Annotated in this window: 12 protein-coding genes and 1 tRNA gene; 8 read left to right on the top strand and 5 right to left on the bottom strand. The window is 62.1% G+C overall.

All coding sequences use genetic code 11. The annotated features are described in order from the left end of the window. Positions 1 to 36: 36 nt before the first annotated feature. From mepA to NKI10_RS22155, 6 genes are all read left to right on the top strand, one after another. Complete coding sequence (mepA, locus tag NKI10_RS22180; protein ID WP_373420153.1) at positions 37 to 1119, top strand: penicillin-insensitive murein endopeptidase; 1083 nt, start codon at positions 37 to 39, stop codon at positions 1117 to 1119. A 137-nt stretch (positions 1120 to 1256) separates the two neighbouring features. Beyond that, entirely contained in the window at positions 1257 to 2276 is a 1020-nt protein-coding gene (locus NKI10_RS22175; protein ID WP_023687565.1) for a glucokinase, read from the top strand. A gap of 279 nt (positions 2277 to 2555) precedes the next feature. Beyond that, positions 2556 to 4415 carry an ABC transporter ATP-binding protein gene (locus tag NKI10_RS22170; RefSeq protein WP_352861952.1) on the top strand — a complete coding sequence of 620 codons (1860 nt, stop codon included), beginning with the start codon at positions 2556 to 2558 and terminating at the stop codon, positions 4413 to 4415. After that, entirely contained in the window at positions 4412 to 5233 is an 822-nt protein-coding gene (dapB, locus tag NKI10_RS22165; protein WP_352861950.1) for a 4-hydroxy-tetrahydrodipicolinate reductase, read from the top strand. The genes NKI10_RS22170 and dapB overlap by 4 nt, the downstream gene beginning before the upstream one ends. Positions 5234 to 5260: 27 nt before the next feature. Beyond that, the gene (locus NKI10_RS22160) at positions 5261 to 5881 is read left to right on the top strand and encodes a 2,3-bisphosphoglycerate-dependent phosphoglycerate mutase (RefSeq protein ID WP_023672068.1); all 621 of its coding nucleotides are present in this window, start codon (positions 5261 to 5263) and stop codon (positions 5879 to 5881) included. A gap of 294 nt (positions 5882 to 6175) precedes the next feature. Next, positions 6176 to 6260: transfer RNA gene (locus tag NKI10_RS22155), tRNA-Leu, on the top strand. Between the two features lie 100 nt (positions 6261 to 6360). Here the strand turns inward: NKI10_RS22155 and NKI10_RS22150 are convergent. The 3 genes from NKI10_RS22150 to NKI10_RS22140 all read right to left on the bottom strand — a co-directional run bounded on the left by NKI10_RS22150 (position 6361) and on the right by NKI10_RS22140 (position 7491). Then, entirely contained in the window at positions 6361 to 6705 is a 345-nt protein-coding gene (locus NKI10_RS22150; protein ID WP_023672069.1) for a low affinity iron permease family protein, read from the bottom strand. Positions 6706 to 6903: 198 nt separating this feature from the next. Continuing rightward, positions 6904 to 7212: a DUF1236 domain-containing protein gene (locus NKI10_RS22145; protein ID WP_352861948.1), complete on the bottom strand. Its 309-nt coding sequence runs from the start codon at positions 7210 to 7212 to the stop codon at positions 6904 to 6906. Positions 7213 to 7260: 48 nt separating this feature from the next. Further along, complete coding sequence (locus NKI10_RS22140; protein WP_033001362.1) at positions 7261 to 7491, bottom strand: hypothetical protein; 231 nt, start codon at positions 7489 to 7491, stop codon at positions 7261 to 7263. A 206-nt stretch (positions 7492 to 7697) separates the two neighbouring features. Between NKI10_RS22140 and NKI10_RS22135 the strand changes: the two genes are divergently transcribed. Beyond that, positions 7698 to 7997 (top strand): DUF1236 domain-containing protein, encoded by a 300-nt coding sequence (locus NKI10_RS22135; RefSeq protein ID WP_023698077.1) that lies wholly within the window; start codon positions 7698 to 7700, stop codon positions 7995 to 7997. Here the strand turns inward: NKI10_RS22135 and NKI10_RS22130 are convergent. Next, entirely contained in the window at positions 7988 to 8419 is a 432-nt protein-coding gene (locus NKI10_RS22130) for a hypothetical protein (RefSeq protein WP_352861945.1), read from the bottom strand. The two genes, NKI10_RS22135 and NKI10_RS22130, sit on opposite strands and share 10 nt — an antisense overlap. 29 nt (positions 8420 to 8448) lie before the next feature. Further along, on the bottom strand, positions 8449 to 8709 hold the full coding sequence (locus NKI10_RS22125) for a hypothetical protein (RefSeq protein ID WP_352537504.1): 261 nt from the start codon (positions 8707 to 8709) through the stop codon (positions 8449 to 8451). 464 nt (positions 8710 to 9173) lie between these two features. On the opposite strand from NKI10_RS22125, the gene NKI10_RS22120 reads away from it, so the two are divergent. After that, positions 9174 to 12365 (top strand): amino acid permease, encoded by a 3192-nt coding sequence (locus NKI10_RS22120; RefSeq protein ID WP_084566745.1) that lies wholly within the window; start codon positions 9174 to 9176, stop codon positions 12363 to 12365. Positions 12366 to 12416: the final 51 nt, after the last annotated feature.

Raw genomic sequence — 12416 nt, 5'->3', positions numbered from 1 at the left:
TTGCGGACTTTTGCAGTGGGGTTCATGACGATTTCGATGCGATCCTTGACCGGCAGACGGCCGTTCCTGACGGCGGCGCTGGCGATCGTGGCGCTGGCCGGGCTGGTGGCGGGCGCAATCACGGCCGAGCCACGGGCAAAAGACCTGTTCGGCGCCAAGAAGCTGCCGGCGGTGGCTGCGGCGCAATCCTTCGGCTTCTATTCAAAGGGCTGCTTCACCGGCGGCGTCGCCATTCCGATGGACGGCCAGAACTGGGAGGTGATGCGTCCCTCGCGCAACCGGCGCTGGGGTCATCCAACGATGATTGCGCTGATCGAGAAGCTGTCGCGCGATGCCGCCGCCGACGGCTGGCCGGGGCTTCTGATCGGCGACATTTCGCAGCCGCGCGGCGGCCCGATGCTGACCGGGCACGCCTCGCACCAGATCGGCCTCGACGCCGACATCTGGCTGACGCCGATGCCCGACCGCAAGCTTACGACCCAGGAGCGCGAAAACATCAGCGCCACGCTGATGGTCGACGACAAGACGCATCTGGTGAAGGACAGGCTGTGGAAGCCCATACATACCAAGCTGTTGAAGCGCGCCGCGAGCTATCCGGAAGTCGAGCGCATCCTGGTCAATCCAGGCATCAAGAAGAAGCTGTGCGACACCGTCACCGGCGACCGTACCTGGCTGAGAAAAATCCGGCCGTTCTGGGGCCATGACTATCATTTCCACATCCGCATCGGCTGCCAGCCGGGTTCGCCCAACTGCAAGGGACAGGAAGCGACGCCCGACGATGACGGCTGCGGCAAGCCGCTGGCCTGGTGGTTTACCGAGGAGCCGTGGCGCCCCAACAAGAACCCGGACGCGCCCAAGGCGCGCGACCTGATGACGATGGCGAACCTGCCGAAACAATGCCAGTTCGTGCTCGACCAGCCCGACGCGGACTCGGCGGAAGCCGTCACCTATCGCGGCGGCGGCGTGCCGATCGCCGCCAGGGCGCCGGAACCCGACGCGCCTCCGCCTATTGCGGGCAATGCGGGCGGCTTGCCAAACGCAGCCAACGCCTTCACCGCCACGCCGGAGATCGGCATTCCCCTGCCAAGGCGACGGCCGCCGGCAAACGTCGGACAGTGATGGCGAACTGACGCTTTCCCTTTCCGGGGCCATGCGCTAGTCAATCGATTGAACACCGGGCGATTGAACACCGGGCGATTGAAAAACCGGGCGATTGAAACGGTCGCAACGGCGCCGCAAAGGGGACGAGCAAGAGCATGTCAGGCGACGACGACACCGCGTTGCGGTTTCCAGTGCTGATCGGCGACATCGGCGGCACCAATGCGCGCTTTTCGATCGTGCTCGACGCAAATTCGGAAGCCGGTGAGCCGCATATCGTGCAAACCGCCAATTTCGCCACCATAGACGAGGCGATCCAGGCGGCGGTGCTCGACCGATCGTCCATCCGGCCGAATTCGGCAGTGCTGGCGATCGCCGGACCAGTTGATGGCGACGAGATCCCGCTTACCAACTGTCCCTGGGTGGTGAAGCCGAAGCAGATGTTTGCCAATCTGGGCCTGGGCGACATCGTCGTGCTCAACGATTTCGAGGCGCAGGCGCTGGCCGTCGTGGCGCTCGGCGAAGAGCATATGGAAAAGATCGGCGGCGGCACGCCGGAGGAGAATGCCGGACGCGTCGTGCTCGGCCCCGGCACCGGCCTCGGCGTCGCCGGGTTGGTTCATGCCCTCCACCACTGGATCCCGGTGCCTGGCGAAGGCGGCCATATGGATATCGGTCCGCGGACGCCGCGCGATTTCGAGGTGTTCCCGCATATCGAAAAGCTGGACGGCCGCATTTCGGGCGAGCAGATCCTGTGCGGGCGCGGTCTGGTCAATGTCTACCGGGCGGTCGCCAAGGCCGACGGCAAGCCGGCGCCGTTCACCACGCCGGCCGAAATCACCGGGGCGGCGCTGGCCAAGACCGACCCGGTTGCCGAGGAAGCGCTGGCGCTGTTCGTCACCTGCCTCGGCCGCACCGCCGGCGACCTCGCGCTGGTGTTCATGAGCCGCGGCGGCGTGTTTTTGACCGGCGGCATCGCGCAAAAGATCGTTCCGGCACTGAAGGAAGGCAGTTTCCGTGCCGCCTTCGAGGACAAAGCGCCGCACAGCGCGCTGATGGCCTCGATGCCGGTCTATGTCATCATCCACCCGCTGGCAGCGCTTCTGGGCCTTGCCGCCTATGCCCGCAACCCGTCGCTGTTCGGCGTCCAGACCGCGGGGCGGCGCTGGCGCACGTAATCCATTTCGTCCCGAACATGGGTCTGTTCCTGGAAATGGCTGCCGCTTTCGTGACCCTGACCTCGAGCCGCGACGAAGTTTCGCCATAGGCAAGCCGTAGCCGGGGCGCTAAGAGGGGGCCGAATTCCAGCCTGGCATCCCTAGATGCCGGTTGATTTCAGATCGAATCGACCTGAAATCATCCGGCTCTAAATCAAAGAGATAGAGCAATGATGTCGTCCGAAAACCGCTTCACACTTTTCGGCATCATGCTCTAGCAAACCACGAAGCGCCCGCGATTTGACCGCTCAAAGTCCACTCAAACTGAAAGTCCAGCCAGCTGAGGTCACTGCGGTGCTGCGCCGCATCCTGGCCGAAAACGGTAGTGAATATCGCTGGACCTATGTCGTTGCCGTCGGCTGCCTGCTGATTGTTTCCGCCACCACCGCCTTCACGGCGTGGATCATGGCCCCGATGATCAACGAGATCTTCTACGAACGACGCGGCGACATGATCGTCTGGATCTGCGCCGGGTTCATGGCCGCCTCCGTGCTGCGCGGCTTCGCCGGTTACGGCCAGGCGGTCGCGTTGGCCAAGATCGGCAACAATCTGGTCGCCCGCTACCAGAAGCGCAGCTTCGACCATCTGATGAAGCTCGGCGTCGACTTCTTCAACGATACGCGTTCCGGTCGGCTGGCGGCGCAGGTCAACGAGAATGTCGGCGGCGTTCGCGATCTGCTGTCGCTGACGCTGACCTCCATCAGCCGCGACGCGGTCTCGCTGATCGCCCTCGTTGGCGTCATGATCTACCAGGATCCGGTGTTGTCGCTCAGCTCGCTGCTGATCGGGCCGCCGCTGATCTGGGCCGTCGTCTACATCACCCGCCGATTGCGGCGCATCAACCGGGAATCGGTGCTGATCAACTCGCGGCTGAACGGGTCCGTACAGGAGGCCACGCAAGGCATCGCCATCGTCAAGGCCTTCACCCTGGAAGCCGAGCTGGCGCGCCGGATCGGCATCATGGCCGATACGGCCGAGCAGCGTAACAACAAGATCGCCCGGGTCGCGGAGCGGCTGTCGCCGATTTCCGAGATTTTGGGCGGTTTCGCCATTACCTCCGTCCTTGCCTATTCCGGCTACCGGGCGCTGGTGCTCGGACAACCACCAGGCGCTGTGTTTTCCTTCATCACCGCGCTGATCATGGCCTACGATCCGGCACGGCGCCTGGCTCGTACGCAGGTCGGTATGGAACGTGCCCTGGTCAACGCCCGGATGATTTACGAGCTGCTCGACCTGGAGCCTAAACAGGGCGATGCGCCCGACGCGGTCGAAGCCAGGATCACCACCGGCGAGGTTCGCTTCGACAATGTGACGTTCGGCTACAGCGCCGACATGCCGGTGATCAGGAACCTGAGTTTCACCGCCGCGGCCGGCAAGGTTACGGCGGTGGTCGGGGCCTCGGGTGCCGGCAAGACGACGCTCGTGGCGCTGCTGCAGCGCTTCTACGATGTCGACAAGGGTTCGATCGAGATCGATGGCCAGGACATTTCCAAAGTCACCAAGCACTCGCTGCGCGGCTCGATCGCCTATGTCTCGCAGGCGCCCTATCTGTTCGAAGGCAGCATACGCGACAACATCCGTTTTGGCCGACTTTCGGCGACCGACGCCGAGATCGAGCGGGCGGCGGTGCTGGCGGCGGCCGACGAGTTCATCCGTCAGCAGCCGCAGGGCTACGACACGCCCGTCGGCGAGGGCGGCTCGACCCTTTCCGGCGGCCAGCGCCAGCGCGTCTCGATTGCGCGGGCGATCGTGCGCAACGCGCCGATCCTTTTGCTCGACGAAGCGACCTCGGCGCTCGACAACGAGGCCGAGGCGCGCGTCCAGGAGGCCCTGACCCACGTGATGGAAGGGCGCACCACCATCGTGATAGCGCATCGCCTGTCGACGGTCGTCAACGCCGACCACATTATCGTGCTTGAAGAGGGGCGCCTGGTCGAGGAAGGCACCCATGCCGCACTGATGGCCGATCCAAACAGTGTCTACGCCCGCTTCCACCGCATTCAAGGCAAGAACGGACTGGGGCTTGTCGACGACTCGAAGCCCGTCCAAACTCCGGTCCGGCGCAGCCGCGCCAAGAAGGCGGTGGGGAGAACAGCATGAGCGAATCCAGCGAAATGGGCCTGGTGGTGGTGGGGGCGGCCGGCCGCATGGGCCAGACGCTGATCCGCGCCATCCATTCGATCCCCGGCGCCCGCGTCGTCGGCGCGGTCGAACGAACCGGATCGCCCTATCTCGGCAGGGATGCGGGCGAGCTTGCCGGCATCGGCATCATCAATGTGACGATCGGCGACGATCCGCTGCCGGTGTTCGCCAAGGCCGACGGCGTGCTCGATTTCACCATGCCGGCAGCCACCGTCGAATTCGCAGGCTATGCCGCGCAGGCACGCATTGCCCATGTCATCGGCACCACCGGCTGCTCGGCGGAAGACGACGCCAGGATCGAGGCCGCGGCGCGCCACGCGACGATCGTCAAATCCGGCAATATGAGCCTCGGCGTCAGTCTTCTGGCGGTGCTGGTCGGGCAGGCCGCGCGCGCGCTCGGTCCAGAGGATTTCGACATCGAGATCCTCGAAATGCATCACAAGCACAAGGTCGACGCGCCCTCGGGCACCGCCTTGCTGCTCGGCGAAGCGGCGGCGGCGGGACGCGGCATTTCCCTTGCCGGCAACGATGTGCGGTCACGCGACGGCCATACCGGCGTGCGCAAGCCAGGAACGATCGGCTTTGCCAGCTTGCGCGGTGGCTCGGTGGTCGGCGACCACAGCGTCATCCTGGCCGGGACCGGCGAGCGCATCACGCTGTCGCACCATGCCGAGGACCGCGCCATCTTTGCCCGCGGCGCGGTCAAGGCCGCGCTCTGGGCGCGCGGTAAAAAGCCCGGACTTTATTCCATGCGGGACGTGCTCGGCTTGAGCTAAACCATCCATAATTTTGAAGGAGCAAACATGTCGGGAACTCTCGTGCTCGTGCGCCACGGCCAGAGCGAATGGAACCTGAAGAACCTGTTCACCGGCTGGCGCGATGTCGACCTTACCGAGCAGGGCCACAAGGAGGCCAAGGAAGCCGGCCAGAAGCTCAAGGCACGCGGCTTGAAATTCGACATTGCCTTCACCTCGGCGCTGATCCGGGCGCAGAAGACCTGCCAGCACATTCTCGACGCGGTCGGCCAGAGCGATTTGAAGACGATCCGCGACCAGGCGCTGAACGAGCGCGACTACGGCGACCTCTCCGGTCTCAACAAGGACGACGCGCGTCAGAAGTGGGGCGAAGAGCAGGTGCACATCTGGCGCCGCTCCTACGACGTGCCGCCGCCCGGCGGCGAAAGCCTGAAGGACACCGGCGCCCGCGTCTGGCCCTATTATCTTCACGACATGCAGTCGCATGTGCTGAAGGGTGGCACCGTGCTGGTCGCCGCGCATGGCAATTCGCTGCGCGCACTGATCATGGCGCTGGACGGCAAGAGCGGCGAGGAGATCGTCAAGCTCGAGCTCGGCACCGGCGTGCCGGTGATCTACAAGCTCAACGCCGATTCCACTGTGGCGTCGAAGGACGTGCTGGAGGGGTGAGGTTTTCGGCCAACTCATTCGCCGAGTCGGCGCTGCCCCTCATTGCCGGGCAGTTCTCCCCGTATAGTGACGGGGAGAAAGGGCTGGCCGCAGCCTCGGCGCTCTTCTTGTGACGCAGGTGACCGGCGAAAATCATCGATGAGAGCGCCCCTCTCCCCGTCACTGTGCGGGGGGAGGATGCCGGCAGGCAGGTGAGGGGCGGCGCTGACCCCTGGGAAACTAAGCCGGCAGGCAGCGGCCCTCGAAAAAGCGCGTTGACACATATCGTTTGCCCGCTTACATGAGCCCGCACCAGCCCAGATGGCGGAATTGGTAGACGCGCACGGTTCAGGTCCGTGTTCCGCAAGGAGTGGAGGTTCGAGTCCTCTTCTGGGCACCAAATTCCCGTTTCGGATAAATCCGAAATGATTTAGATGCGAAGCAAAAGCCCGGTTTCCCGGGCTTTTTTGCTGATGGATGACAGATAGTCCAGCGGAGGGTCAATGCGGCGGGCGAACCGCTTTCATTGCTTCTTCTTCGAGTGTCTGGAGCTTCTCCCGAATCTCCTCCGGCTCGGCATGCTCCAAGCCGACGACATCGTTTCTGGTCTCATTCAGCGAAACGATAATCTCATCAAGCTTGGCGTGAATGGCGGCCGTGTCGCGGTAACCCTGGATCAGTACAACGCCGGTGATCACGATGGCCGCTACCGACAATGCGTAGGTGACCACATTCGTCAGGCCGAATGGCACCAACGCAGTACAGAGCAGCATGGCTACAAGAAGGACATAGAAGCCCGGTGGCCGGGATAGAAAGTCGCCCATCACAAACAGGAAGCGATTCATATCCAGGCCGCGGTCAAAAATGCCACGAGTGCGGTGACGGCTACGCAAATTGGAATTGCCGCGAGTAAGGCAGCTTCCAGGACCCAAGTTTCCTTGTCGCTAAACATCAGACATCCTCCCGTTGAGAAAAGGCTGCCCGTAGAATTTCACAGGGCAGCCACAGCCCGCCGCTCCAGACCGGAGCGGCGGGCTCGCGCATTATTCGATGATCTGCACGACCTTGCGCGTGTCGGGATCGACGAGAACCGCATGATCTCCGACAACCGTATACTTGTAGCGGACATCCGGAACGTCGATTGCGTGGAGCTCGACAGTGCCTGGAAGTGCCGTGCCGACATTGAGTTCGACGCCGAGCAAACTGACTGATGCCAGCTTTTGCTTATGGATATATTCGCGAACGACCGTCTGTTGTTCGGGCTTGAGAACAATAACGTCCTCGGCAAACGAGGTGCCGATGCCCGCCATAAGGACGAGGGCGCCGGCGGCGCCGACGAAATATCTGGTCATGGGAATTTCCTTTTCATAGGTCAGTTCGGAAGCGTGGATGCGAGCAGATCAGCCGCCACTCGCAGGGGCTGGGGCAGGTGCCGCAGGCTTTGCGGGTGCAGCCGGAGCTTCCACCTTTGGCGCTTCAACCTTGACGTTGATATCCTTGCCGCCGTCGCCGCGGATATTGATGACGCCGGTAAAAATAAGCAATACTACGACTGCAATAAGTGCAAGAACAACAGCAATCGCAGTGCCGCCCCCACCACCAGAATTAACAACAGTTGGGCCGTCGGCCATGTGTTCCTCTCCTGTTTTATTTAGTTGCATTTGGGAAACGCCTGCCCCGCTTGAACGTTCCGCCTCGGGACTTGGGTCTTAGCTGATATCCGACTTTGGTCTGGTTCGCCGCGGACTGAAGTCATAGGAACAATCTGGCTGATCTCAAGTTCGGTCCCTCGGCGAACAGGCGTGGTGCCGTCGCCGGATTACGCGAGGAGAAAACCATGAAAATCCACTTTGCAAGTGCCGCTGCAGGCTTGTTGCTTTTGGCTGGCGTAGGCGGCGCCGCAGCTCAGGATGTCGTCATCACACCGGAGCAGGATACGGTCGTCCGCGAATATGTGAAAAAGCAGCCGCTGGCTTCGGTGAAGATCCCGGGCGTGGAGCTGAACGTCGGCAGTGCCTTGCCTGATACGGTCGAGCTGCACGAAGTTCCCAACGTCAAATACCGCTATGTCGTGGTCGACAACCGCACCGTCCTGGTCGACCCCGGCACCCGGAAAATTGTGAAGGTCTACGACTGATCGAATAGCTGCAGCCCGCCGCCGACCATGGCGGCGGGCTGCGGATTTAACATTGCGCTCCAGGATGATCGAAGATGATCGATGACGTCGAGACATCGCCAGCCCTCGATGCCCGCCTGGGTTCTCTCAGGGCGAGAATGCGCGATGCGCGCATAACAGAGGCCGACATGAAGACCTTTCAGAAAGTCGCATCCATCATGGTTGGCGGCAGTGGCCGCATCAGCGGCGATGACCTGATTGCAGCGTCGTTCGTCCTCGAGGACCAGCCGGAAGGCTTGTGAGGCGGAGTACTCACGTGTGCAGGCGCCCGCAACGCTGATCCCAAGTGTTCTGGTGCTGAACACATTCCTGCTGCGGGCCGGCGTCGAAGGCGTGCCCGCTGGCGAGGTCGCGTCGCGCTCAAGCATCGTCCAGAACACCATGTCGCCGCATGTGAAGATACCCGGCCATGCTAGCCGAAGCCGGCGCCGTAGAAAATCAGCGCGGCCGGCAGAACCGGCAGGCCGGTCCAGAGCGTCGCCACGCCTATGGTCACAAATGTCACCGAGGCCAGTTTGGTCCAGATCCGATGATGGTAGCGAGCGATCGCCATATCGACCGTACGGGCGCCGGCCTGGGAAGGACCCACCAGCGCGCCAAGGCCGACCGCCGCGCCCAGCGTGGTCGGCGCGCTGTTTACCCTGCAACGCGGGGCTATGCGGCGTGCTCGCACAAGTTAGCTCCAGCTTGAGGCACGGCGTGAAGTCTCGGTCCTTGCCCCCCACGATGGCGAGTTACGAAGTCAAAAGCGGTCAATGTGCTTAGCGATCTACAGTCGACTTCAGCCGCCGTTTCGAATGATGGCGCTCCGCAATCACGAGATTTGTCGATAATAAGCGATATTAGGCTGTATTCGCGACTATTCGATGGCTCTTCCATAGTGGGCGATTAGATAAAATTGGAAATGATATCCCGGATCGGAGGAGATCGAGCCATTCGGACCGGCATCAGCATGATTGAACCGCAGCCACCGGAAGTTGACAGTGATCATCAGCGGGATCGGATTTGGTACGAAGTCTTAATACGTCTCACCTAAGTTCCAACTTTGACTTCGGGAGCGCGACGTTCGACAGAAATATCTCCGCAGGTTACATTCGCCAGTCAGACAGCGCTCCGCACTCGAATGGATGTCTCTGAATGCCGGGCCTCACGCCTTCACGACCGCACCCGAGAACCTTGGGATGGATGGGCACGACAGCGCTCGCCATGGGTGGCAGCAATCAAAGCCTGTTTCTGATTGCCGCCCTTTTTGTCGGTCAGGGGAATATTCCCGGTCAAGGAAGCGCTGCGGTTCCTTTGCTCGTTGTTGGTCTGCTTCTAAGCTGGGCCGCCGCGCCTGCGTGGACCGAATTGGTTCTCATGTGGCCAAACCGCGTCGGCGGTATCTCTGCAGCGTGCGCCGAAGCCTTCCGACCTTACAGTCCCGTTCTCTCGGCTTTGACGGGCACCTGCTATTGGTGGGGTTGGGTGCCGACCTGCGGACTGACAGCGGTTCTTTCAGCGTCTGCAATCCAGCAATGGTACCTGCCGGGCCTCCCCGTGGAGGCGGTCGCCTGCGGGCTCATCGCATTCTTTACGGCGGTCAACCTGTGTGGAATCAAGTGGGTGGTCCAACTGGCGATCCCGATCGCCACGGCCTCCGCGACGCTTGCGTTTCTCTCATCCCTCGTACCGGTCATCAGTGGCTCGGTCGACTGGCGGCAGGCGACGGATTTTGCCCTGACCAGCCCGTTTACCGGCCTGTTCGGCGACATCACGTCGGTGATGGCGGGACTGTATCTGATCGGGTTTGCCGCACCGGCATTTGAGGCTGCAGCCTGCCATGTTGGCGAAACCATCGATCCCAACCGCAACATTCCTCTGGCGATGTGGGCCAGCGCCGCAATGGCGGGCGTCTATTTCCTGGTCCTGCCGGTTGTCTGGCTGGGTGTGCTCGGACCGGAGCCGCTCGGCACCGACCTCGCCATAGCTCTCGGGCCCACCTTTGCGCCCTTGTTGGGGAGTTTCGGCAAGGCGGCCGCCATCTGGCTCATCATGCTGAACATGTTCCATGGAACGTTGCAGCCATTGGCAGGCGCCGCGCGGACCCTTGCGCAGCTGAGCGAAGACGGCCTGCTGCCGAGCTTCCTGGCCAGGCGCACCTCAACAGATTGTCCCTGGGCGGCAACGCTGCTCACAGCTGCCGCGGCAATCGGCTTCATGCTGTGCGGGTATCCGCTCTGGATGATCGCCGCGGCCAATTTTACGTACCTGATCAGCATCTGCATGCCAAACATCGCAGTCTGGCTCTTGCGCCGTGACAGTCCCGAAGCCGAGCGACCCTTCCGGGCTCCCAGGGGAACGATCATCCTTGGCGTAGGCGCGGCTGCAATATGGCTGTTGACCGCCATACTGGGATTTCAGCAATTTGGCCTTCCTACCGTCCTGTTCGGTCTGGCTTTGGCATATTCGGGTGCTGCGCTCTACGCCTGGCGCACGATGGAGGATCGATACGCACTCGGTCTACCCTTGCTGCCACATACGCTTCACCTGAAGCTTACCGGAGCCATGCTTTTTGTGCTCGTGCTCGACGGTGCCGGCTATTTCCTGGCGATCGGCAGCGTTCCCCAAGGCGACACTTCATTGGTCGCCGCGCTGGAGGACATTTTTGTGGTTGTCGCGCTGCTGACCATCAGCGTTGGCCTGATCTTGCCGGGAATGATCACCCATTCGGCGACCGAGGTGAGCAACGCGGCAAAGCGTCTGACATCCGGAACGCTGAAGGATTTCTCTCTCGCCATGGTCGCCCTGGGGCGGGGAGACCTCGCTGCGGCGCATGCCTCCGTGAATATCATGCCGGTTACGGTAAACTCTCGTGACGAACTTGGAGAGATGGCCGAAAGCTTCAACCTGCTCCAGGACAAGGTGAGGGAAGCCGCCCACGGCCTGGACGACGCGCGCGAGAACATGAACGTAGCGCGCACCGAACTGATGGCACGGCACGAGGAAATCGCGCATCTCGCGCACCACGATCCGCTTACCGGCCTGGCGAACCGAGCCGCGCTTGCAGCACACCTGGCCACGACGCTCGAGCGCGCAAAAGCAACGCACGCCAGCTTTGCCGTCTTCAGCATCGACCTTGACCATTTTAAAGAGGCGAACGACGTTTTCGGGCACGCCGCCGGCGACGATCTGCTTTGCACCATTTCCCGGCGTCTCCAAACCGCGGCGCCTGAGGCCTTTATCGCGCGCATGGGCGGCGACGAATTCACGGTTGTCCTGGCCATGGATGACCGGTCCGCGAGTGCCAAGGACGTTGCGGACCGTCTGTTCGAATCGGCGGCAGGCAAATTCGAAATCCGAGGCCAGCACATTTCGATCGGGGTGAGCATCGGCGCGGCGATCTATCCGAAAGACGGAGAGAATGCCGCGGCGCTGATGGCAAATGCCGACGCAGCGCTGTACCGGGCCAAGGCGGACGGTCGTCGAATGGTGCAATTCTTCGATCCTGAGATGGATAAGCGGCTAAGAGAGCGCTACGCCTTGCAGCGAGATTTGCGCTCTGCGGTCGCCCATGGCGAACTTGTGCTTCATTATCAGCCGCAAGCCAGGATGGACGGCGAAATCTTCGGTTTCGAGGCACTCGCCCGATGGCACCATCCAAAGCATGGGCTCATCTCGCCAAACGCGTTTGTCTCGCTTGCCGAACAGGATGGCACGATCGTTGAGATAGGTGAATGGACGCTCAGGCAGGCGTGCAGAGACGCGGCCTCCTGGCCCTCACCGCTGCAGATCGCCGTCAACCTCTCTCCCGTGCAATTCCGTTTCGGCGACCTGGTAGGCCTCGTTCATTCTATCCTCTACGAGACCGGCCTTGCTCCGGGGCGGCTGGAACTGGAAATCACGGAAGGGGTTCTCATCCGCGACCGGGCAACCGCCTTGTCGGTTTTGCGGAGGTTGAAGGCGTTGGGCGTCAGGGTCTCGATGGATGATTTTGGCACGGGGTATGCCTCGTTGTCCTCGTTGCAGGCGTTTCCATTCGACAAGATCAAGATCGATCGCAGTTTTGTTTCGGGTGTCGGTTCGAATGCCCAATCGGCCGCCATCGTTCGCACGATACTCAGCCTGGGGAATGCGCTGGCCTTGCCTGTCATCGCGGAGGGTGTCGAAACAGAGGACGAGCGTGCCTTCCTGATGAAGGAAGGATGTCCCGAAATCCAAGGATATCTGGTGGGGCGCCCGCATCCGATAGCGCTCTACAAAGATGTGACGAATGGGCTTTCGCCGGGATCTGCCTTCGGGGAGCCCGAGGATACCACCGCACCCCAGGCGCTTGGCGTAACGCGATAGCCGCGGCGCCGTTCGTCGGCGCGCTGCTCCTGCAACACACCGGTGATCGAG

The organism is Mesorhizobium sp. M0802, from assembly GCF_040320115.1.
Classification (GTDB): domain Bacteria; phylum Pseudomonadota; class Alphaproteobacteria; order Rhizobiales; family Rhizobiaceae; genus Mesorhizobium.
This window is presented reverse-complemented; position numbering and strand designations above follow the sequence as displayed.